Origin of the sequence: Cryobacterium sp., assembly GCF_026786305.1 — a bacterium.
Lineage (GTDB): Bacteria > Actinomycetota > Actinomycetes > Actinomycetales > Microbacteriaceae > Cryobacterium.
Window position 1 is genome coordinate 1 of record NZ_JAJAYI010000031.1, and the last position, 21,548, is coordinate 21,548.

Sequence of the window (21,548 nt, forward strand, 5' to 3'; positions counted from 1 at the left end):
CGATGGCCTCGGTGTCGTCGAGGTGACCAAACCGCACCCCGTCCAACGCGGAGGCCAGAATCGCACCGGCCTGAGCTATCGCCGCGACCCGGGAGAACACCGGCTCCGGCGTGGAGCCGGCGGCGGCGGGCGGGGCGGTGAGGGTCATGGCGGCGGTGCCTCCTTCACCCACAATTATAGCCCACACCACCCCAAAAGGCGAGAGAAACTCAGAAATGTGCTGATTTTTTTTAGAAGTTACATCGGGATTCTGATTGAGGTCGGATGGAGATTGTTTTTTAGCATTTCCGCGTGTCGCTCGAATCCCGGTTGTTGCGTGGCCGCGCTGAGCGTCAGTGCGAGGAAGGGGCAGTATCGTGAAGCAACGCATGAGTACGCAACCGACGATCCGTTCCGCTCTGCCAAAGGACGCGGCAGAGATGGTGCGTATACACGTGACGTCCTGGCAAGAGACCTACCGGGGCCTCATGAGTGATGAGATGTTGGATGACCCGAAGCTCGTTTCGACAAGAAAGCGTTTCTGGACGATTGGGCTTACGGACGAGCGTTTCGCCCATCATCGAATCGCAGTCGCGGAATTCGGTGGGGAGCTGATCGGGATTGCCCAGAGCGCATCCCCCACAGATGTCGATGCAACATGGAGTCAGCAGCTCAACGTCCTCTACGTGCTTGCATCCGCGCACGGCACTGGAGCCGGCGTCGGCCTTCTCCAAACCGTGATATCTGCGAACGAAGCTGCTGCCTTGTGGGTAGCAGATCCCAACCCACGAGCTCAGGCGTTCTATCGAAAGCATGGCTTTGTTCCAGATGGCTCGTCCAAGGAAGAACATGGACTCAAGGAGATTCGGATGGTTCGGCGGGAACTCGACAACTGATGGGTGGCTGAGTCCCGCTGGCAAGGCAGAGAGTGTTCTCGTGCTGCGCGCGGGCAGTCGTTAGAGGGGTTCCGGCGCCGCCGAACTGACACGACCGGCTGTGGCGCCTGCTCGCTTTGTTCGGGTTTCGATCATTGCGACCTGAGCGGTGACCGACCACAAGCTGTACGGGTGCGCGACGCCTGATTCGTTTTCGTGGCGTCGTTGGCCTTCTCGACCGCGCCGTTGTACTAGACAAGTGGGATTGGCGGTCGGCTGATGTTTTATGCCTCCAACCAGGTCGAATCTTTATTCACCCAGCCGTTGGTCATCAGACGCGTCGGCCCCCTTGGACCTCGGCGTCGAACAGGTCCCATCGTTCCGGGGACTGGCGAAAGCAGCTGTGGCTCGTTCGCCGAGGTGATGTTCGCATTGGTGAATGAGGTTGACTGCCGACCTTTTGCCCCAATGCCGTTCCCGGCTTGCGCCCGTGACGGACTCCGTCCATCGATACGGTGTCGAGTCCAGCACGAGGACCGCCGGCCGTGTATCGGAACGGGCTATCCCCAGCCCGCCTGAATCGTAGGCCCGAGTTGAATACGATGGGGGAGAGCGGGCCGAGACACGCGGGCACACGGAAACCCCCGTGTGAATGGTGGTGTGGTGGGCGATGCGGGACTTGAACCCACGACCTCTTCCGTGTGAAGGAAGCGCGCTACCAGCTGCGCCAATCGCCCAATGCACGCAACGCAGCCGAAGTTGCTGTTGCGACTTTTGATACTAGCCCAGACTGACGCGTCGTCGCACATCGAGGCTGAGCGTGGTGTGGCGCGCGACGCTGATCATGCCTGGTGTCCCGCACCACACGGCGGAACACGTACCCGCACTACACGGCGCAACACGCCGTAAACGGCTCGGTTTGGTTTCCGTCTTGCTATTCGGATAGAGTCTCCACGTACGCAGAAATGCGGACAGTTGCGGATGTGGCGCAGTGGTAGCGCATCACCTTGCCAAGGTGAGGGTCGCGAGTTCGAATCTCGTCATCCGCTCGAATGAACTGGAATCGGCCGAGAAGCCGGTTCCAATTCGTTTGGTATGAACCCAACTGGTGGATTGGCCGAGAGGCGAGGCAGCGGCCTGCAAAGCCGTTAACACGGGTTCGAATCCCGTATCCACCTCCAGCTAATGCACGGCCTTGAATATCTTTTCCCAGAATCTTGGGCGATTGGCGCAGCGGTAGCGCGCTTCCCTGACACGGAAGAGGTCACTGGTTCGATCCCAGTATCGCCCACAGCAGCACGAAATACACAAAAACCCCCGGTAACTCGGGGGTTTTTTGCTTATCTTGACAAGGCGAACGCGGTCGCCGATTTGCGCCCTCGCGCACGCCGCTAAAGTTGACGGGTAGGCAAACAACAGGGAGTAATACACGTGGCTGACGGCTTTGCGCTTTTCACCGATCGATCCGTTGTCGCGATGCGCGTCAACGGTGAGTTGAAAGACTTGGCGGCCACCGTGTTGCCAACGGATGCTGTCGAACCGGTCAAAATAGATTCTGCTGACGGCCTCAGCATTCTGCGCCACTCCGCCGCCCACGTGCTCGCCCAGGCGGTGCAGACGGTGAACCCAACCGCCAAGCTCGGTATCGGCCCGCCCATCACTGACGGCTTCTACTACGACTTCGACGTGACTGTTCCGTTCACCCCCGATGACGTGAAGTCGCTCGAAAAGGCGATGGATCGCATCATCCGTGCGGGCCAGCGTTTCGTGCGTCGCGTTGTGACCGACGACGAAGCCCGAGCCGAACTCGCCGCCGAGCCATACAAGCTTGAGCTCATTGGGCTCAAGGGTGGGGTCGCGACAGGCTCGACCGGCGCTGACAACGAGTCGGTCGAGGTCGGCGGCGCCGAGCTCACCATCTACGACAACGTTGACCCAAAGACGGGGAAAACGGTCTGGAAAGACCTCTGCCGCGGGCCGCACCTGCCGAACACCCGCATGATCGGCAATGGTTACTCGCTCACCCGCCTGGCCGCCGCGTACTGGCGCGGCTCCGAGAAGAATCCGCAGCTCCAGCGAATCTACGGCACCGCCTGGCCCACCAAAGACGAACTGCGCGCCTACCAGACCCGTCAGGACGAGGCGGCCAAGCGCGACCACCGCAAGCTCGGTGCTGAACTCGACCTGTTCAGCTTCCCGGAGGAGATCGGTTCGGGACTTGCCGTATTCCACCCCAAGGGCGGCATCATTCGGCAGGAGATGGAGAACTACTCCCGCAAGCGCCACTTTGAAGCCGGCTACGACTTCGTCTACTCGCCGCACATCACCAAGTCAACCCTGTTCGAAACCTCGGGTCACCTCGACTGGTACCGCGAAGGCATGTTCCCTCCGATGCACCTCGACGAGGAACGTGACGAGACCGGCCATGTCACCCGCCAGGGCGTTGACTACTATCTGAAGCCCATGAACTGTCCGTTCCACAACCTCATCTTCAAGTCGAGCGGCCGCAGCTATCGCGAGCTGCCGATGCGCCTGTTCGAATTCGGATCGGTCTATCGCTACGAGAAGTCCGGCGTGCTCAACGGGCTCACGCGCGTGCGTGGGATGACCCAGGACGACGCCCACATTTACACGACCAAGGAAGGCATGAAAGAGGAGCTCACGAGCACCCTCAACTTCGTGCTGCAGCTGCTCGCCGACTACGGCCTCGAGGACTACTACCTAGAACTGTCGACGAAAGACCCGAAGAAGTTCGTTGGCAGCGACGACGCCTGGGACGAAGCCACCGAGACGCTCCGCGAAGTAGCGGAGGCATCCGGTCTCGATCTGGTCGCCGACCCGGGTGGAGCGGCGTTCTATGGACCGAAGATATCTGTGCAGGCTCGCGACGCCATCGGCCGCACCTGGCAGATGTCGACCATTCAGCTCGACTTCAACCTGCCTGAACGGTTCGACCTCGAATACACGGCGAACGACGGCAGCCGCCAGCGCCCGGTCATGATACACCGCGCCCTGTTCGGGTCAATCGAGCGGTTTTTCGCGGTTCTCACCGAGCACTACGCCGGGGCGTTCCCGGTCTGGTTGGCGCCCGTGCAGGTTGTCGGTATTCCCGTGTCCGAGCAGTACGGTCCATACCTGGATGATGTGATCGCCACGCTGAGGAAGGCTGGCGTGCGCGCAGAGGTCGACCACTCCGACGACCGCATGCAGAAGAAGATCCGAACCCATACGAAGGCCAAGGTTCCCTACCAGCTCATCGTGGGCGAAGACGACCAGGCCAACAGCGCGGTGAGCTTTCGCTTTCGCGACGGCACGCAACAGAACGGTGTTCCGGTCGCCGCAGCCGTGCGTATCATCGTCGAATCGATCGAGACCCGCGCCCAGGTCACGACCAGCCCGGTCGTCCCGGTCTCGGCCGAAGTGCAGGCGTAACGTGACGGCTGTTCCCGCTGATCGGCTGCGCGGCTCGGACGCCGTCGATGCCGGTGCGGAAGAGACTTCTGCCGAGTTCGCGGCGGTTCCGGATGCCTTCCAACGGCTTTGGACGCCGCATCGGATGGTCTACATCCAGGACGGACAGCAGCCGCATCCCGACGACTGCCCGTTCTGCATTGCTCCGACGCTGGACGACGAGAAGGCGCTGATCGTGGCGCGCGGCACCCACGCCTACGTGCTGCTCAACCTGTTTCCGTACAATAGCGGCCACCTGCTGGTCTGCCCGTATCGGCACGTCGCCACCTACGACCAGGCCACGGCGGAGGAGGTCGCCGAGATCGGCGAGCTGACCCAGATCGCCATGCGCGTGCTCTCCAAGGTCTCGCATTGTGACGGTTTTAACATCGGCATGAACCAGGGACGCATCGCCGGGGCTGGCATCGCCGAGCACCTCCACCAGCACATCGTGCCCCGCTGGGCTCTCGACTCAAATTTCTTTCCCATCATCGCCGGCACCAAGGCTATTCCGAGCCTGCTCGGCGATGTGCGTCGCGACATCGCCGATGGCTGGCCGGCCGACGCCGATTGATTGACCACCAACCCCGCCCGCAGGTCGAGTACGTCAGCATTGTGGTCTCGACAAGCGCGACCGATGTCTGTGTTTTGGCTGATCGAGGCCATTGCCTCGGCAAGCGCGACCCACTTGCCCAGATAGGATTGTCGTTATGACTGAATCAAACTCTGCCGAGCAGTTTGGCTCGACCCGCGTCAAGCGTGGACTCGCTGAAATGCTCAAGGGCGGCGTCATCATGGACGTCGTCACCGCTGCCCAAGCTCGTATTGCTGAAGACGCCGGCGCTGTCGCCGTCATGGCTCTCGAACGCGTTCCCGCTGACATCCGCTCGCAGGGCGGCGTGGCCCGCATGAGCGACCCCGACCTGATCGACAGCATCATCGCCGAGGTCAACATTCCCGTCATGGCGAAGGCCCGCATCGGCCACTTCGTTGAAGCGCAGATTCTCGAGGTGCTTCGCGTTGATTACATCGACGAGTCCGAAGTGCTCAGCCCGGCCGACTACATGAACCACATCGACAAGTGGAAATTCACCATCCCCTTCGTCTGTGGCGCCACCACCCTCGGTGAGGCACTCCGCCGCATCAACGAGGGCGCGGCCATGATCCGTTCCAAGGGCGAAGCAGGCACCGGCGACGTCTCCGAAGCCACCAAGCACATCCGCACCATCAACGGTGAGATCAAGCGCCTCACGTCGATGAGCCGCGACGAACTCTACGTCGCCGCCAAGGAGCTGCAGGCACCGTACGAGCTCGTCGCCGAGATCGCCTCGACCGGAAAACTGCCCGTCGTGCTGTTCACCGCCGGAGGCGTGGCCACCCCGGCCGACGCCGCCATGATGATGCAGCTCGGTGCTGACGGCGTGTTCGTCGGCTCTGGCGTCTTCAAGTCGGGCAACCCCGAGCAGCGCGCCGCGGCGATCGTCAAGGCCGTTACGTTCTACGACGACGCCACGGTCATTGCGGATGTCTCGCGTGGCCTGGGTGAGGCCATGGTCGGCATCAATGTGTCGGACATCCCAGCGCCGCACCGCCTCGCCACGCGCGGCTGGTAGCCCGACCGTTCGTGACGATTCTCTCCGTGGGCACCCGACCGGCAGAAACCGCTGTACCGTTAGGTCTGCGGGTAGGGGTGCTCGCGCTGCAGGGTGATTTTCGTGAGCACGCGCACGTGTTGCGCGCACTCGGAGCGGACGTCGATCTGGTGCGCCGTCCGGAAGAACTCGACCGCATCGACGGTTTGGTCATCCCGGGCGGCGAGTCAAGTGTCATGGACAAACTCGCCCGTACGTTCGGCCTCGCGGAGGCGCTGCGGGCCGCAATTCGGGGCGGACTTCCCGTTTACGGCACCTGCGCCGGGCTCATCATGCTCGCCGACACGATTCTCGATGGCATGACCGGTCAGCAGAGCCTCGGCGGACTCGACATCGCGGTGCGCCGCAACGCCTTCGGCTCGCAAACGGCTTCCTTTGAGACCGACCTCGACATTCCGGCGCTCGGCGAGCAGCCGGTGCACGCCGTGTTCATTCGAGCTCCGGTCGTGGAAACTGTTGGCCCGCTGGCCACCGCGCTGGCCACCCTCGACGATGGGCGCTGCGTCGCCGTGGAGCAGGGCAACCTGCTCGGAACTTCCTTCCACCCCGAAATCACCGGCGAATACCGATTCCACCAGTATTTCCTGCAGAAACTGGTTACCGCAACTCGGTGACAACCCAGCACAATTGTGCCGGGCGCGTGAGTGTGGCTAGGGTTCAGACATGACTCAGACACCAAGTGGTCAACGATGACCCGATACGTAGCACTACTTCGCGGCATCAACGTCAACGGCATCACCATTGCCATGGCCGATCTCGCTGACACCTTTCACGAACTCGGGTACACCGACGTCAAAACGGTTCTGGCGAGCGGCAACGTGCTCTTCAGCATCGACAGCCCGCTCGTCGACAAAGCGGATGCCGCCGCGCTCAAGGCCCGCATCGAAGCGGCCCTGACCGCCCGGTTTGACTACGAGGCGTGGATTGTGCTTGTCGACGCCGAATCGCTCGACCGGATCGTGCGCGCGTACCCCTTCGACGCAGACCGTGATGGATGGCATCCCTATGTCATGTTCTCCTCCGATCCCGGCCATCTCAGCGAACTCGCCGGCCACGCCAAAGAACTCGATGCCGCCGACGAACGCATTGAACTCGGCCACGGCGTGCTGTACTGGGAGGTTCGTAAGGCCGTGGGCATCAAGAGCGCGTTCAGCAAGAAGAGCGCCAAGCTCAAGTACCGCGACACGACGACCACCCGCAACCTGCACACGCTGCACAAGCTGCTGGAAGTCACTCCGGGATAGACTGGAACGGCACCTCAGCGTGCACCGACCACGCACTCGCCGCACCAGCCACAACGGGCGACCGGCATCTGCCGCACCACGTCTGAACGATCGAGCACAACAACGGGAGATGTATGTCCGGGCATTCCAAATGGGCCACCACCAAGCATCAGAAAGCGGTCACCGACTCCAGGCGGGCCAAGGCGTTCGCCAAACTCATCAAGAACATCGAGGTCGCGGCCCGACTGGGTGGCGCTGACCTCTCGGGGAACCCCACCCTCGTCGACGCCATTCAGAAGGCCAAGAAGACCTCGGTACCCAATGACAACATTGATCGCGCCGTCAAGCGCGGCGCCGGGCTGTCGGGCGAGCAGGTCGACTACACGACCATCATGTACGAGGGCTATGCCACGCACGGCGTCGCGATCATGATCGAGTGCCTCACCGACAACAAGAACCGTGCCGCAGCCGAGGTGCGCACCGCCATGGCCCGCAACGGCGGAGCCATGGCCGACCCGGGCAGTGTCGCCTACAACTTTCACCGCAAGGGCGTCGTCGTGGTCAAGCACCTGCAGACGATCACCGAGGACGACATCATGCTCGCCGTTCTTGACGCCGGTGCCGAAGAGGTCATCGACGAGGGCGAGACCTTCGAAATCTTCTCCGACGTGAGCGACCTCGTCGCCACCCGCACCGCGCTGCAGACCGCAGGAATCGATTACGAATCGGCCGATATCGCTTTCGTGCCGTCGCTCAAGATCGAGGTCGACGCCGAAACTGCCCGCAAGGTGTTCCACCTGATCGACGCCATGGAAGACCTCGACGACGTGCAGAATGTCTACTCCAACTACGATCTGTCGGCCGAGGTACAGGCCGTACTCGCCGCCGAGTCCGAGTAGTCCGATGGCGGTCCGGGTTCTCGGCATCGACCCGGGCCTCACCCGTTGCGGTGTCGGTGTGGTCGACGTTGAGGGCAACCGCTCGGCCCGCCTGGTCGACGTGACCGTGCTGCGCAGCGCGCCCGATCTGCCACTGGAACAGCGGCTGCTGCTGCTGTCCCAGGGACTTGAGGAGATGCTTGACCGACACCGGCCGCAATTCATCGCGATTGAACGGGTCTTCGCGCAGCACAACGTGCGCACCGTGATGGGTACCGCTCAGATCAGCGGGGTCGCCCTGCTGCTCGCCGCGCAGCGTGGTCTGTCGGTGACCCTGCACACCCCGAGCGAGGTGAAGGCGGCCATCACCGGTTACGGTGCCGCCGACAAGAAGCAGGTCGGCACAATGGTTGCCCGCATTCTCGGCCTAACCGAGATTCCCAAACCGGCAGATGCAGCGGATGCCCTCGCCCTCGCGATCTGCCATGCCTGGCGAACCGGGGCGTCAGGCGGCACCCTGCCGACCGTCGCCTCGGTGCAGGCAGCCGTCATCAGGCCAGGCGCACTGACCCCGGCACAACAAGCGTGGCGGGCCGCGGAACGTGGGTCGGTGCAAGCCGTGTCGGCGGTGCCCCGTAGTCTTAAGCGGTGATCTCTTCCGTACGTGGCCTCGTCCGCTCAGCCCTCGGCTCAACCGTCGTGATCGAGGTCGGGGGAGTCGGTCTCGGGGTGCAGGTGACGCCGGCTACCGCACTCGGCGTGCGCATCAACGAAGAAGCCCGGCTGGTGACGACCCTCATCGTGCGCGAAGATTCGCTCACCCTCTACGGCTTCCCCAACGCCGATGAACTGGTGGTTTTCGAATTGCTCGTCGGTGTCACCGGTGTGGGCCCCAAGTCGGCCCTCGGCGTGCTCGCGGTGCTCACCCCCAACCAGATCGCGCACGCCGTGGCCGGCGAAGACGACGGCGCATTCCGCAAGGTCAGCGGCATCGGACCGAAGACCGCAAAGCTCATCGTGCTTTCGCTGGCCGGCAAACTCGCCGTGACGGCTGCGAGCACACCGACCCGTCCGTCCGGCGCCAGATCGGTCGCCGCGAGCGTGCAGGCGGCGCTGATCGGCCTCGGTTGGTCGGAGCGCGTCGCGGCCGAGGCAGTCGACGAAACCCTGACCGAGCTAGCGGATGCTGCCGGCACCGATTCCGCGCCGCCGGCGGTGGCCGCGGTGCTCCGGTTGGCCCTCGGCCGGTTGGGCCCGGCCGCGCACCACGCCGCGGTGTCAAACGGATCGGGTCGCTCGTGAACCGCGACTCCGGCGTTGAACTGACGAATCCCTCGCTCGAGAGCGAATCGGAGCTCGCCTTCGAGGGTGCCCTGCGCCCGGCGAGCCTGGCCGAATTCGTCGGTCAGAAGAAGGTACGTGGGCAGTTGCAACTGCTGCTGACCGCCGCCACGATGCAGAATCGCACGCCCGACCACATCCTCTTGGCGGGCCCACCCGGCCTCGGCAAGACCACCCTCGCGATGATCGTTGCCTACGAGGGCAACCGGCCGCTGCGCATGTCGAGCGGCCCAGCCATTCAACACGCCGGTGATCTCGCGGCCGTGCTGTCGTCGCTGGTACCCGGCGAGGTATTGTTCATCGACGAAATCCACCGCATGGCGCGTTCCGCCGAAGAAATGCTCTACCTCGCCATGGAAGACTTTCGCATCGACATCATGGTGGGCAAGGGAGCCGGCGCCACTTCCGTTCCGCTCGACCTCGCACCGTTCACCCTGGTCGGCGCAACGACCCGTTCTGGTCTGTTGCCCAACCCGCTGCGCGACCGATTCGGCTTCACTGCCCACCTCGAGTTCTACTCCGAGAGCGAGCTCGAACAGGTTCTCGCCCGGGCCGCACAGTTGATTGACCTTTCGATCAAAAAGGATGCCCTCGCCGAGATCGCCGGACGGTGTCGCGGCACACCGCGCATCGCGAATCGACTGCTGCGCCGGGTGCGCGACTATGCGCTCGTGCACGGGGGAGCGGCCGATCTCGCCGCGGTGCACGCGGCCCTCGAACTTTACGACGTCGATGCGATCGGCCTCGATCGCCTCGACCGGGAAGTTATGAAGATCATTCTGACCCGCTTTGGCGGGGGTCCGGTCGGACTCAATACCCTGGCAGTGTCGGTTGGTGAGGAGTCTGAGACGGTCGAGGCGGTCGTGGAGCCGTTCCTGGTGCGGATAGGCTTCCTCACGCGCACCCCGCGAGGACGCGTTGCCACCAGCGCAGCGTGGCAACATTTTGGTCTTACCCCTCCTCAGGGCAGCGCGAACTTCCTTGACCTATAATTCAATTTAGCCCAACCGTCTGGAGGCGTGGTTTCTCTAGGCATACGGTCAGGCCCAATTCACAAACTTCGGCCACCCGCGCCGCAATCGGAAGGTTTCACCGCTCCATGGATAATCTGACTCTCGTAATGCTGGCCGTCCTGGCCGTTCTCGTGTTCTTCATGTTCCGCAACGGCCGCAAGCGCAAGAAAGACCAAGAGGCCCTGCAGGCCACCATGGTTCCCGGCGCCGCTGTCATGACCAACTTCGGCATGTACGGCACGATCATGGCTATTGATGAAGAGGCCAATAAGGTCGAACTGCAGATCGCCCCCGGTGTCATCGTGGGAATTCACCGCCAGACCATCGCGCGCGTGGTGGAGCCGGTCGTCGCCGACGACATCGACGACTCCACTGTTGATAGCTTCGACTCGCTCACCAAGCCGGAATTCGGCCAGCGGGTTGCCGATGTCGACACCGACAGCACCGACCAGCCCAAAAAGGGTGACGCGTAGTTCCTCCTTCTGAGGTAACACTCGTTTGGCACGAACCCGTATCACGACATACGTACTGCATCACGCGACGCGCCCACGCATTCTGGCGTGGGCGCCAACAGAAAGCTGAGTTCATAGGTGGCTAAGTCGTCTCCGGTCAAGAAGGCCTGGCGTTCCCTAACCTGGCTGGGCGTGCTTATCGTCGGCCTCATCGCCCTCAACGCCTTCGGCGTGTTCACTCAAAACGGATCGTGGACGCCGAAGCTTGCGCTCGACCTTGAGGGTGGTACACAGATCATCCTCGCCCCACAGGTCGAGAGTGGCGCGACCGTCACCTCGGAACAGCTCTCCGAGGCCGTGGGAATCATTCGACAGCGTGTCGACTCATCGGGTGTTTCCGAAGCAGAGGTCAACACGCAGGGCGGGCGAAACATCGTCGTATCGATCCCCGGTACCCCCGATGATGCCACCCTGGAACGTATCAAGTCGTCGGCCAAGCTGGAATTTCGGGCTGTTCTCGTCGCGGGCCAACCGTCCGGCCAGACCGTCGGTGCTGACGGCACCGCAACGCCGACGCCGAAAGCGACCGTCGATCCGAGCCTGTCGACCACACCCGCGGTTGCACCGACCGACGCGAGCGACCTGAATTACGTCACGCCCGCCCTTCAGTCCGAGTACGATGCCTTCGACTGCAGCAAAATCAATACCACCAATGTGGCGCCGGCCAACCAGCCACTGATCACCTGCGAAACCGATGGCTCGATCAAGTACATCCTCGGCCCCGTCGAAGTCGACGGTTCCACGATCTCGAACGCGACCAACGGCCAGCGCACCACCCAGAACGGCGCTACCACGGGCGAATGGGCTGTCAACATCGTTTTCAACAGCGATGGAACCTCGAAGTTTTCTGACGTCACGACGCGTCTTTTCAACCTCACCGGGGTGCAGAACCAGTTTGCGATCGTGCTTGACGGTCACGTAATTTCGGCACCGGCCACTCAGGGCGCCATTCTCGATGGCAAGCCCCAGATCACTGGGTCATTCGACCAGGAGAGCTCCAAGGCGCTGGCCGACCAGCTCAAGTTCGGTGCTCTCCCGATCAGCTTCACCGTTCAGAGCCAGGACACCATCTCGGCAACTCTCGGTTCCACTCAGCTGCTCAACGGACTCATCGCCGGACTGATCGGTCTGATCCTCGTTGTCCTGTACTCGCTCGTGCAGTATCGTCTCCTCGGTCTGGTAACGGTTGCCTCCCTCGGCGTGGCAGCATTGATCACCTACCTCCTGATCACCATCCTGTCCTGGCGTGAGGGCTACCGTCTGTCTCTGGCCGGTGTTGCCGGTCTGATCGTGGCCATCGGTATAACCGCCGACTCGTTCATCGTTTACTTTGAACGCGTACGCGACGAGCTTCGTGACGGCCGTGGGCTGGAGTCCTCGGTTGAGGCCGGCTGGAAGCGGGCCTTCCGCACCATCGTCGCCTCCGACGTTGTCAACTTCCTCGCCGCCGCGGTGCTGTTCGTACTCGCCGTCGGCAACGTGCGCGGCTTCGCCCTGACCCTCGGCCTCACCACGATTGTCGATCTCCTCGTGGTCAGCCTGTTCACGCACCCGATGCTGCAGCTGGTCGCGCAGACGAAATTCTTCAACGAGGGCCACAAACTCAGCGGGCTTGATCCTCGAGCCCTCGGTGCCGTTTACCGGGGGAGGGCTCGATTTGCGCCCTCGGCGTCTGTGTCGGCGACCAAAGTCTCCTCCTCAAGCAAAGAAGCAGCCAAACGACAAACCATCGCTGAGCGAAAAGCGTCGGAACTTGTCGGCACCACTACTGATCGATCGACAGACAGGAAGGATTCCTGATGGCCAGCTTCTCGAAGTTCGGAAATGACCTGTACACGGGGGCTCGCTCGCTCAATATCGTCGGGCGCCGCAAACTTTGGTACCTCATCGCCGGCGGGATGATTCTCATCGCCCTCGTCGGCCCATTCCTGCTGCGCGGCGGCTTTGTCTTTGGTATTGAATTCACCGGGGGCAGCGAATTCGTCATCTCACAGACGACGAGCCAGTCTCAGACCACGGCCACGGATGCTGTCGCCAGCGTCGTTCCCAACGCTGTACCGAAGGTCTCCACCGTCGGCGCAGACGGTGTTCGAGTGCAGACCGACCAGCTGTCGGAAGCGGAGACGACGGGAGTGCGTGACGCACTCGCCACCGCCTATGACGTGCCGGTCACGGAAGTCGCAACCTCCTTCATCGGGGCGACCTGGGGGCAGGACATCACCGGTCAAGCACTACGCGCCCTGATCGTGTTCCTCGTCTTGGCCGGCATCATCATGGCCATCTATTTCCGCACCTGGAAGATGTCGGTGGCAGCCATGGTGGCACTGCTGCACGACCTCGTCATCACGGCCGGGTTCTACGGAATCACTGGTTTTGAAATCACGCCAGCGGCGGTTATCGGGTTCCTCACGATTCTCGGTTATTCGCTCTACGACACCGTTGTGGTCTTCGACAAGATTCGCGAGAACACCAACTTCGACGGGTCGGGCTCGAGCCGGACCTTCTCCGAGTCGGTCAACCTCGCCGTGAACCAGACGCTCGTGCGCTCGATCAACACCTCGGTCGTTGCCGCCCTGCCGGTGGCATCCATTCTGTTCATCGGGGCGTTCGTGCTGGGTGCTGGCACCCTGCGTGACATCTCGCTCGCTTTGCTCATCGGTATTCTGGTCGGCACCTACTCGACCATTTTCATTGCGTCGCCGCTGTACGCCCAGCTGCGCAACGGTGAAGATGCCATTCGGAAGCACGATAAGAAGGCCCTGGCCGCTCGCTCCAAGGCCTCGGCTCCCGCGGCCGAGAGCGTCACAGCGTAGTCGACGGCACCGTGGGGACGTGAAACGGTCAGCCCTCGTGGGCTGGCCGTTTCTGCCTGTGACCGGCAGCTGATCGCTGGGGGCGTACAGGCGGCCCCGCAGAACCGGCATAATTGACAGTAAGCAAGCACAGCCCGCGTACCTCCGCCGGGCGTGAAGCCGAGGTGAGACTATGACGGACACGACGACCCCCTCCCCGGCCTCGCTGCGCCGTCTGGTTCCCCGCATCTTTTCGCGCGCGCAGCCTGCCGGTGCCGTCGACCGTTTGATCAAAACGGTACGACTGAATCATCCGAAGGTTGACCTGTCGATCATCGAACGTGCGTATACCGCCGCCGAGCGAGCACACGACGGACAGATGCGTCGCAGCGGTGAGCCCTACATCACCCACCCCGTTGCGGTGGCGCAGATTCTGGCCGACCTCGGCATCGGCACCAAAACTATCGCTGCCGCACTGCTGCACGACACCGTTGAAGACACCGACTACACGCTCGACGCCCTGCGCGCCGATTTCGGCGATGAAATCGCAATGCTCGTCGACGGGGTCACCAAGCTCGACAAGGTGAAGTACGGCGACTCGACCCAGGCCGAGACCGTACGCAAGATGATCGTCGCGATGTCCAAGGACATTCGCGTGCTGATCATCAAACTTGCCGACCGGCTGCACAATGCGCGCACCTGGGGCTTCGTGCCCAACGAATCCGCCGTGCGCAAGGCCACCGAGACCCTGGAGATCTACGCACCCCTCGCGCACCGCCTCGGAATCCAGACCATCAAATGGGAACTCGAAGACCTCTCTTTTGCGGTGCTGTACCCCAAGCTGTACGCCGAAATAGAAAGCTTGGTCAAACAGCGCACGCCGCAGCGTGAAGAGTTCGTGCAGCAGGTCATCGATACCATCAACGACGATCTCAAATCGGCGCGCATTCGCGGCAAGGTGGCCGGGCGTCCCAAACAGTACTACTCGATCTACCAGAAGATGGTCGTGCGCGGCCGTGAGTTCGACGAGATCTACGACCTCGTCGGTATTCGTGTACTCGTGAACTCGGTGCGGGACTGCTACGCCGTGCTGGGTTCCATCCACGCTCGGTGGACTCCGCTTCCCGGCCGGTTCAAGGATTACATCGCCACCCCGAAATTCAACCTGTACCAGTCGTTGCACACGACAGTACTCGGCCCGAGCGGTCGCGCCGTTGAAATTCAGATTCGCACCACCGAGATGCACCAGCGTGCCGAATTCGGTGTCGCCGCACACTGGAAGTACAAGGAACAGGTCAATGGCAAGAGCCCCGGTGGCCCCGGTCCCCAGAGCGACACCGACATGGCCTGGCTCGCCCATATCTCTGACTGGCAGGCCGAAACGGCCGACCCGGGCGAGTTCCTCGACTCCCTGCGCTACGAGATCGGTGCCAAAGAGGTCTACGTTTTCACGCCAAAGGGCCGCGTAATTGGCCTGCCCTCCGGTGCCACCCCCGTCGACTTCGCCTATGCGGTGCACACCGAGGTCGGCCATCGCACCATGGGCGCCAAGGTCAACGGCCGACTGGTACCGCTTGAGAGTGAACTCATCACCGGCGACGTCGTCGAGGTGTTCACCTCGAAAAACCCCGACTCCGGCCCGAGCAAGGACTGGCTCAAGTTCGTCAAGAGTCCCCGGGCTCGCAACAAGATTCGCCAATGGTTCACCAAGGAACGCCGCGACGAGGCCATCGAACAGGGTCGTGACGCGATCGCGCGGGCGATGCGCAAGCAAAACCTTCCACTGCAGAAACTAATGAACCAGGACTCCTTCGCGGAGGTCGCGGCCCAGCTCAAGTACGAAGACGTTTCGGCCATGTACGCTGCCGTCGGCGAGGGCCACGTCTCGACCCAGTCCGTGCTCGAAAAAGTCGTCTCCTCGGTGCAGAGCACCGAAGACAACGACAGTAGTGACTTTCCGGTCGCCGCGCGTGGTCGGCCGCAGACCACCCGCAACGGCGATTCGGGAGTGCTCGTGCGTGGCGCGCCCGATATTCTGGTCAAACTCGCCCGCTGCTGCACTCCGGTTCCGGGCGACAAGATCGTCGGCTTCGTCACTCGGGGTGCGGGTGTGTCCGTGCACCAGGCCTCCTGTCATAACGTGCAATCGTTACTCAAAGAGCCCGAGCGCATGATTGAGGTCGACTGGGCGCCCACCTCAAAGAGCGTGTTCCTCGTGCACATTCAGATCGAAGCCCTCGACCGCTCGGGGTTGCTTTCCGACGTTACCCGTGTGTTGTCGGAACACCACGTGAACATTCTCTCTGCCACCGTCAACACCTCCAGCGATCGCCTGGCGCTCAGCCGCTTCGTATTTGAAATGGGCGACACCACCCACCTCGACCGCGTACTGAACGCCGTTCGTCGCATTGACGCCGTCTATGACGTGTACCGGGTCAGCGACGGCTAACCGGCGACGTTCGTGCTGCCCGCACCGATCTGCTGCCGCAGCGCATACAGGGGTCCGTTGACCGCGGCGAAACGCGACACGGCGAGTGTGCTGTGGGCCGGGCTGCCTCGTTTGCACAGGCGCACGGCGGCCGAGACATCGGGGTACTCGCCGTAGTGCAACAGGCGAGCGAGCAGGGCGGTGAGGTCGGGAGTCGATGTCGGCATGTAGCGGGCAAGATCGACGGCGGTCCGCAGAGGAGTGGTGACCCGCGCTCCGGAGATGGTGCGCACGTCATCGGGGGACCGCACAATCTCGCGCACCTGTACCCGCGGCGACCACATTGCGGTCGTGCGCGCGCCGATCAGCACACAGAACTGATGGAGTTGCGGCTCGGGTGCCAAACCGTAAATCCACGCGGCGGTGAGCTGCTCGGCGATGGCGCGGGGCGGGACCAGCTGGCTGGCGGCGATAGCCCGAGTGTCGCATCCGTCAATTTCATCGATCACGCACCAAGAGTCTGCGACTTGAAAGACCTGCCCGTCGAGGCGGGCGCTGTAGAGTTCGGCGAGCGGCAGGTCGTTTACCGTGCGCACTCGACCCCGAGGGTTTGTCATGCCACCAGAATGACGCTTAACCAAGTCCAGGCCCCCGAAGGAGCCTGGATCTGTGGATAACGGGGTACCGCTGCGGCGTGTGGATAACTGCGCGGGAGACTACCGCAGGGCCGGTTCGCCGACCGTGCGGGTCACTGGCCGATCGCCCTGAGCCACGCCTTGCGCGCCTCGAGTGCTTCGGTCGCGTCCTTGATGGCGCGGGCGCTCTGCCCCTTCTGCGCCGTGGCCAGCTCAGCCTCGAGCTTTACGATCGCGTCGTTCAGCTGGCCGGCAAGGCCCTCGGTGCGGGCCTTGGTCTCGGGGTTGTTGCGCTTCCAGTGGTCGTCGTCGAGCTTGCGCACGACGGCTTCCACCTTGCGGAGGCGATCTTCGATCGGCTTGACCTGGTCGCGGGGAACCTTGCCGATGACGTCCCACTTGCGCTGGATCGTGGTGAGCGTGTCTCGCGCGGCATTGCGGTCGGTAGTGGTCAGGAGGGTCTCGGCCTCGGTCACTAGTTCGAGCTTGAGCACGAGGTTCGCGGAGAACTCCTCGTTGTCCTGGGCTTCGACCTCACTCTTGACCGAGTACAGCACGTCGCCAGCGGCCTTGAACTTCGCCCACATGGCATCGTCCTGCTTCTTGCCGCTGCGACCGGCCTTTTTCCACTCGTCGAGCAGGTTGCGGTAGGCGGAAACGCCATCGGCCCCCCGCGGGGCGAGGGCCTCAGCCTGTTCGATCAAGTTCTGCTTCTTGGTGCGAACGTCCTTGTGGGCGCTGTCGAGCTCGGCGAAGAACGCCTTGCGGTTCTGCTCGATCGTGGTGCGTGCCGCGCGAAAGCGCTTCCACAGGTCGTTGGCCTCGCCCTTGGGAATGCGGGGGGCGTCGTGCTGGTGCGCCTGCCATTTGGCGAACAGAGCGTCAAGAGCCGCGCTGGTTTGCTTCCACTGTGTCTTGGCCGGATCTTCGGCGGCGAGGCGCTCGGCCGCGGTCACGATCTCGGCCCGCTCGGCGACGGCGGCAGCGGATGCGGCCTTCGACTCGATACTCTGCTGCGCGGTCAGCTCGCTGACGGCGCCGCCGAGGGCGCCGAGGCGTTCGGCCAGGGCGGCTAAATTGCCGACGGCGTTGGCATTGGCGACGGCCACGGTCAGGTTGGCGACCGACTTGGCGATGTCTGCGGCCGGGGCGCCACCCTTCGCACGCTGCTCGAGCAGGGTGACCTGCCCATTGAGCTCGACGTACTTGCGTTCGAAGTAGGCCAAGGCCTCTTCTGGAGTGGCATCCGGGTATTGGCCAACGGCGCGTTCGCCATCTGCCTCGCGCACGTAAACCGTGCCGGTTTCGTCTACGCGACCCCATGGTTGCTGATCTGTCGTAGTCAAGAGCCTCACCTTTGCTGAGTTGTTGTGTGTGGATCCGCGGGAGTGAAAAGTGCGGAGCCAGGAAATACCCTGATAAGCCTATTGCAATAGCGCAGGAGGAACGATCGATCCTACTGAACTGTTATGCCCGTGATTGCCGTCGGCACCTTCGGAGTGCCGTCCCCGGAACCATCCGTGGTTCCGGCATCCGTGATCTGGGCCTTGAGCTCGTCAAGTCCACTCGTGACGTGGCCGAGCACGGTGTACCCGCCAGCCGCATCGGAGGGAATTGTTGTGTCGTCGTAGACGACGAAGAACTGGCTGCCCTGGCTGAACGCATCGCCGCCCTGACGGGCCATGGCGATCGTGCCGGCCGGGTAGACATCGTCGGCCGGCGCGTTTTCGATCGGACCATAGCTGTAGTCGGGTCCGCCGGAGCCGTCGCCGGCCGGGTCACCGCACTGCAGCACAAAGAAACCGCCGCTGGTGAGCCGGTGGCAGGTCACGTCGTTATAAAATCCGCTCTGCACGAGGCTGACGGTGGAGGAGACGCCCTGGGGGGCGAGCGCACCGTCAAGCTCAATGCCGAGGGTGACATCGTTGAGGGTGAGCGATCCGGTCCAGGTGCGACTCTCGGCGAGAGTGCTTGGGGGCACCTCGCCAGAATTCGCGCCGGCGACCGGCGTGGCGGTCGGCGTGGCCGTTGGAGTTGCCGTGGCCGCCGACGTGGGGGCCGGGGTACCAGGCCCGCCGTCGAAGTAGAACACCTGGGTGATCACGATCAGAGTCAGAACTACTAGCAGTCCGCCACCGGCGATGAGGTTGTCGCGCACGCGACGTTTTTTCTGATGCTCGTGCACGGCCCGCCGAGCCTGGTAGGAACGAACGCGGCCGCGCTCTTCACGTGCCGCACGCTCAAGCTTGTAATTCGAAGCCACAGGAACCCTCCAGGGCCATCGGGATTGGCGACGACCGTATACAACACAACCGGGGCGCCGACGCGTCCTGACCTCGTAGAACTCTCTCACAAACTACGCTGGAGGAATGTCGGATGTTCAACCGGGTCTGCGCGGTGGCGCGACCCCCCTCGCCGTACGAATGCGCCCGAAAACCCTCGACGAGGTCGCCGGCCAGCGCCACCTTCTGACGCCGGGGTCACCTCTCGTGAGCCTCGCGAGCGACAAGACGGGGGAGCGTGGCAGCGTATCGGTCATTCTGTGGGGGCCGCCAGGCACCGGCAAGACCACGCTCGCACAGGCGATCGCGCACAGCTCCGGGCGTCGATTCGTCGAGCTCTCCGCGGTGAACGCCGGTGTGCGGGATGTGCGCCAGGTCATGGAGGACGCCCGCACCAACCGTGACCTGTATGGCCTCTCGACGGTCTTGTTCCTCGACGAGATCCACCGTTTCTCGAAGGCCCAGCAGGACGCACTGCTGCCCGGCGTGGAGAATGGCGTGATTATTCTGGTCGCGGCGACGACCGAAAACCCCTCGTTCTCGATCATTTCCCCTCTGCTTTCCCGATCGCTGCTCCTGACCCTCGACGTGCTCAGCGACGACGACCTCGGCATCGTGGTCGACCGGGCCGTTGCCGATGCGCGCGGCCTCGCCGACCGGTTCGAACTCCAGCCCGAGGCTCGCAGCGCGATCATTCGTCTCGCGTCGGGTGATGCGCGCCGGGCGCTGACTGCGTTGGAGGCGGCGTCCGTTTCTGCCGAATCGACCCGTGAAGCCGGGGCGGTCGGCAAGCCTGTGATCACGACCGGCATTGTCTCGCTCGCCGTCGATCGGGCGCTGCTGCGGTACGACCGTAACGGTGACGAGCACTACGACGTGATCAGCGCCTTCATCAAATCGGTGCGCGGCAGTGACGTCGACGCAGCACTGCACTACCTCGCCCGCATGATCGAGGCCGGCGAAGACCCGCGTTATATTTGTCGCCGGATCATCATTCTCGCCTCCGAAGACATCGGCATGGCCGACCCGCAATCGCTTCTCATTGCAGTGGCCGCCGCCGACGCCGTGGCGCTTATCGGCATGCCCGAGGGTCGCATTCCCCTTGCCCAGGCCGTCGTGCACCTTGCAACCGCCCCGAAATCCAACGCCGCGTACGTGGCCCTCGACGCGGCGATCGCCGACGTGCGGGCCGGCAGGATGGGCCGAGTACCCACGGGCATGCGCGACGCTCACTACCCCGGCGCCAAGCGCCTCGGTCACGGTAAGGGCTACCTGTACCCGCACGACGACGCACTCGGGGTGGTCACCCAGCAGTATCCGCCGACCGAGCTGAAAAACACCCGGTACTACGAACCCACCGAGCACGGTCACGAGCGCGACATCTCCGGCCGCCTCCTGAAAATTAGACGCATCGTGCGCAACGAGTAGATGCGAACCCTGACTCCGCCTCCGGGCTGCGCCCTGGACAGCGGCGGCGGCGAGTTGTCCGCGGGGTTGCGAGTTGGATGCTGGAGCGAGGAGCGGATGCCCCGTCAACGCTGCCCGCCTCGAAAACCGGACGAACGGATGGCCCGCAACGCATCCGTCCACAAGGCCCGTGTGCTAACCTGATCCCTGCCTACAACTGGTCTCGGCATGCGGCTGCGTCCGTTTCCAGTTTGGAGGGGAATCGTTCTGTAGCCGACCGTCCCATGGCACCCAATCCTCTGATCTCCCATGACGTTTGTGCTGTAGCGATACGCACGCGCCCTGGTATCCCTGTTAGTGAGTCCGATTGAAAGGAAACCGTGTCTACCAAGTCACGTACCCGTAGTAAAACTCGCCTCTCGCGCGCCTTGGGCATTGCCCTCACGCCGAAGGCAGCCCGCTTTCTCGAGAAGCGCCCGTATGCACCCGGCGAGCACGGCCGCACCAAGCGCAAGACCGATTCGGACTACGCCGTTCGTCTGCGCGAAAAGCAGCGCTTACGCGCCCAGTACGGCATTCGCGAAGCCCAGCTCAAGATTGCCTTCGAGCAGGCTCGTCGTCGTCAGGGACTGACCGGTGAGAACCTCGTCGAGATCCTCGAGACCCGTCTCGACGCCCTCCTCGTTCGTTCCGCGCTTGCGCGCACCACGGCGCAGGCACGTCAGATGGTTGTGCACCGTCACATCCTCGTCGACGGAGAGCTCGTTGACCGGCCCTCCTTCCGCGTGAAGCCGGGCCAGCTCATCCACGTCAAGGCTCGCAGCGAGGGCATGGAGCCCTTTCAGGTTGCAGCAGCCGGCGGACACGTCGACCTGCTCCCCAAGCTCCCGCCGTACCTCGAGGTTGAGCTCGACAAACTTCAGGCCCGCCTCGTGCGCGCGCCGAAGCGCATCGAGATCCCCGTGACCTGTGAAGTCCAGCTCGTCGTGGAGTACTACGCAGCTCGCTAATACACTCAGGCCCGGTAGTCGATAGCCTTTCGGCTGTTCGAAACCGGTACGCTGTAGGGGGGGGGGCCCCC

General features: G+C 63.2%; 19 protein-coding genes and 4 tRNA genes. 19 read left to right on the top strand and 4 right to left on the bottom strand.

All coding sequences use genetic code 11. From position 1 onward, the window contains the following. Positions 1-368: 368 nt before the first annotated feature. Positions 369-875 carry a GNAT family N-acetyltransferase gene (locus LH475_RS03100; protein ID WP_196845098.1) on the top strand — a complete coding sequence of 169 codons (507 nt, stop codon included), beginning with the start codon at positions 369-371 and terminating at the stop codon, positions 873-875. Positions 876-1,515: 640 nt separating this feature from the next. Here LH475_RS03100 and LH475_RS03105 read toward each other — a convergent pair. Further along, positions 1,516-1,591: transfer RNA gene (locus LH475_RS03105), tRNA-Val, on the bottom strand. Positions 1,592-1,831: 240 nt separating this feature from the next. On the opposite strand from LH475_RS03105, the gene LH475_RS03110 reads away from it, so the two are divergent. The 16 genes from LH475_RS03110 to LH475_RS03185 all read left to right on the top strand — a co-directional run bounded on the left by LH475_RS03110 (position 1,832) and on the right by LH475_RS03185 (position 16,164). Continuing rightward, positions 1,832-1,903, top strand: a tRNA-Gly gene (locus LH475_RS03110). 58 nt (positions 1,904-1,961) lie between these two features. Then, positions 1,962-2,035 (top strand) — tRNA-Cys (locus LH475_RS03115). Between the two features lie 38 nt (positions 2,036-2,073). After that, positions 2,074-2,145 (top strand) — tRNA-Val (locus tag LH475_RS03120). Positions 2,146-2,330: 185 nt separating this feature from the next. Continuing rightward, positions 2,331-4,286: a threonine--tRNA ligase gene (gene thrS / locus LH475_RS03125; RefSeq protein ID WP_297412856.1), complete on the top strand. Its 1,956-nt coding sequence runs from the start codon at positions 2,331-2,333 to the stop codon at positions 4,284-4,286. 25 nt (positions 4,287-4,311) lie between these two features. Next, positions 4,312-4,878 (top strand): HIT domain-containing protein, encoded by a 567-nt coding sequence (locus LH475_RS03130; protein ID WP_297412857.1) that lies wholly within the window; start codon positions 4,312-4,314, stop codon positions 4,876-4,878. Positions 4,879-5,014: 136 nt separating this feature from the next. Next, entirely contained in the window at positions 5,015-5,917 is a 903-nt protein-coding gene (gene pdxS, locus LH475_RS03135) for a pyridoxal 5'-phosphate synthase lyase subunit PdxS (RefSeq protein WP_196845088.1), read from the top strand. 17 nt (positions 5,918-5,934) lie between these two features. Beyond that, on the top strand, positions 5,935-6,570 hold the full coding sequence (pdxT, locus tag LH475_RS03140) for a pyridoxal 5'-phosphate synthase glutaminase subunit PdxT (protein WP_297412858.1): 636 nt from the start codon (positions 5,935-5,937) through the stop codon (positions 6,568-6,570). Between the two features lie 75 nt (positions 6,571-6,645). After that, positions 6,646-7,200 (top strand): DUF1697 domain-containing protein, encoded by a 555-nt coding sequence (locus LH475_RS03145; RefSeq protein ID WP_297412855.1) that lies wholly within the window; start codon positions 6,646-6,648, stop codon positions 7,198-7,200. Between the two features lie 113 nt (positions 7,201-7,313). Next, positions 7,314-8,078 carry a YebC/PmpR family DNA-binding transcriptional regulator gene (locus tag LH475_RS03150; protein WP_196845086.1) on the top strand — a complete coding sequence of 255 codons (765 nt, stop codon included), beginning with the start codon at positions 7,314-7,316 and terminating at the stop codon, positions 8,076-8,078. 4 nt (positions 8,079-8,082) lie between these two features. Then, positions 8,083-8,709, top strand: a complete 627-nt coding sequence (gene ruvC, locus LH475_RS03155; RefSeq protein ID WP_196845085.1) for a crossover junction endodeoxyribonuclease RuvC — start codon at positions 8,083-8,085, stop codon at positions 8,707-8,709. Further along, positions 8,706-9,359 carry a Holliday junction branch migration protein RuvA gene (gene ruvA / locus LH475_RS03160; protein ID WP_196845084.1) on the top strand — a complete coding sequence of 218 codons (654 nt, stop codon included), beginning with the start codon at positions 8,706-8,708 and terminating at the stop codon, positions 9,357-9,359. Before ruvC ends, ruvA begins: the two co-directional genes overlap by 4 nt. Then, on the top strand, positions 9,356-10,390 hold the full coding sequence (gene ruvB / locus LH475_RS03165) for a Holliday junction branch migration DNA helicase RuvB (RefSeq protein ID WP_196845083.1): 1,035 nt from the start codon (positions 9,356-9,358) through the stop codon (positions 10,388-10,390). The genes ruvA and ruvB overlap by 4 nt, the downstream gene beginning before the upstream one ends. 107 nt (positions 10,391-10,497) lie before the next feature. Next, positions 10,498-10,884 carry a preprotein translocase subunit YajC gene (gene yajC / locus LH475_RS03170; RefSeq protein WP_196845082.1) on the top strand — a complete coding sequence of 129 codons (387 nt, stop codon included), beginning with the start codon at positions 10,498-10,500 and terminating at the stop codon, positions 10,882-10,884. Between the two features lie 117 nt (positions 10,885-11,001). Beyond that, entirely contained in the window at positions 11,002-12,723 is a 1,722-nt protein-coding gene (secD, locus tag LH475_RS03175; RefSeq protein WP_196845081.1) for a protein translocase subunit SecD, read from the top strand. Then, the gene (secF, locus tag LH475_RS03180; RefSeq protein ID WP_196845080.1) at positions 12,723-13,736 is read left to right on the top strand and encodes a protein translocase subunit SecF; all 1,014 of its coding nucleotides are present in this window, start codon (positions 12,723-12,725) and stop codon (positions 13,734-13,736) included. Before secD ends, secF begins: the two co-directional genes overlap by 1 nt. Before the next feature lie 172 nt (positions 13,737-13,908). After that, the gene (locus tag LH475_RS03185; protein WP_196845079.1) at positions 13,909-16,164 is read left to right on the top strand and encodes a bifunctional (p)ppGpp synthetase/guanosine-3',5'-bis(diphosphate) 3'-pyrophosphohydrolase; all 2,256 of its coding nucleotides are present in this window, start codon (positions 13,909-13,911) and stop codon (positions 16,162-16,164) included. Here the strand turns inward: LH475_RS03185 and LH475_RS03190 are convergent. The 3 genes from LH475_RS03190 to LH475_RS03200 form a co-directional block, all read right to left on the bottom strand. Further along, positions 16,161-16,760: a hypothetical protein gene (locus tag LH475_RS03190; RefSeq protein WP_196845078.1), complete on the bottom strand. Its 600-nt coding sequence runs from the start codon at positions 16,758-16,760 to the stop codon at positions 16,161-16,163. The genes LH475_RS03185 and LH475_RS03190 overlap by 4 nt on opposite strands. A 131-nt stretch (positions 16,761-16,891) precedes the next feature. Next, positions 16,892-18,124, bottom strand: coding sequence for a DUF349 domain-containing protein (locus tag LH475_RS03195; protein WP_196845077.1), 1,233 nt, complete (start codon positions 18,122-18,124; stop codon positions 16,892-16,894). A 110-nt stretch (positions 18,125-18,234) separates the two neighbouring features. Then, complete coding sequence (locus LH475_RS03200; RefSeq protein ID WP_196845076.1) at positions 18,235-19,041, bottom strand: peptidylprolyl isomerase; 807 nt, start codon at positions 19,039-19,041, stop codon at positions 18,235-18,237. 106 nt (positions 19,042-19,147) lie between these two features. Here LH475_RS03200 and LH475_RS03205 point away from each other — a divergent pair, with 106 nt between their 5' ends. Both LH475_RS03205 and rpsD read left to right on the top strand, forming a co-directional pair. Continuing rightward, a complete protein-coding gene (locus LH475_RS03205) occupies positions 19,148-20,488 on the top strand; it encodes a replication-associated recombination protein A (RefSeq protein WP_196845075.1) in 1,341 nt (446 codons plus the stop codon). A 359-nt stretch (positions 20,489-20,847) separates the two neighbouring features. Further along, positions 20,848-21,477 (top strand): 30S ribosomal protein S4, encoded by a 630-nt coding sequence (rpsD, locus tag LH475_RS03210; RefSeq protein ID WP_196845074.1) that lies wholly within the window; start codon positions 20,848-20,850, stop codon positions 21,475-21,477. Positions 21,478-21,548: the final 71 nt, after the last annotated feature.

Excerpts from the sequence above, each read along its gene's own strand:
- LH475_RS03100 (WP_196845098.1), top strand. The coding sequence starts at position 369 with ATGAGTACGCAACCGACGATCCGTTCCGCTCTGCCAAAGGACGCGGCA.
- thrS (WP_297412856.1), top strand. The coding sequence starts at position 2,331 with ATGCGCGTCAACGGTGAGTTGAAAGACTTGGCGGCCACCGTGTTGCCA.
- pdxS (WP_196845088.1), top strand. The coding sequence starts at position 5,015 with ATGACTGAATCAAACTCTGCCGAGCAGTTTGGCTCGACCCGCGTCAAG.
- LH475_RS03145 (WP_297412855.1), top strand. The coding sequence starts at position 6,646 with ATGACCCGATACGTAGCACTACTTCGCGGCATCAACGTCAACGGCATC.
- LH475_RS03150 (WP_196845086.1), top strand. The coding sequence starts at position 7,314 with ATGTCCGGGCATTCCAAATGGGCCACCACCAAGCATCAGAAAGCGGTC.
- ruvC (WP_196845085.1), top strand. The coding sequence starts at position 8,083 with ATGGCGGTCCGGGTTCTCGGCATCGACCCGGGCCTCACCCGTTGCGGT.
- yajC (WP_196845082.1), top strand. The coding sequence starts at position 10,498 with ATGGATAATCTGACTCTCGTAATGCTGGCCGTCCTGGCCGTTCTCGTG.
- secF (WP_196845080.1), top strand. The coding sequence starts at position 12,723 with ATGGCCAGCTTCTCGAAGTTCGGAAATGACCTGTACACGGGGGCTCGC.
- LH475_RS03185 (WP_196845079.1), top strand. The coding sequence starts at position 13,909 with ATGACGGACACGACGACCCCCTCCCCGGCCTCGCTGCGCCGTCTGGTT.
- LH475_RS03190 (WP_196845078.1), bottom strand. The coding sequence starts at position 16,760 with ATGACAAACCCTCGGGGTCGAGTGCGCACGGTAAACGACCTGCCGCTC.
- LH475_RS03205 (WP_196845075.1), top strand. The coding sequence starts at position 19,148 with ATGTCGGATGTTCAACCGGGTCTGCGCGGTGGCGCGACCCCCCTCGCC.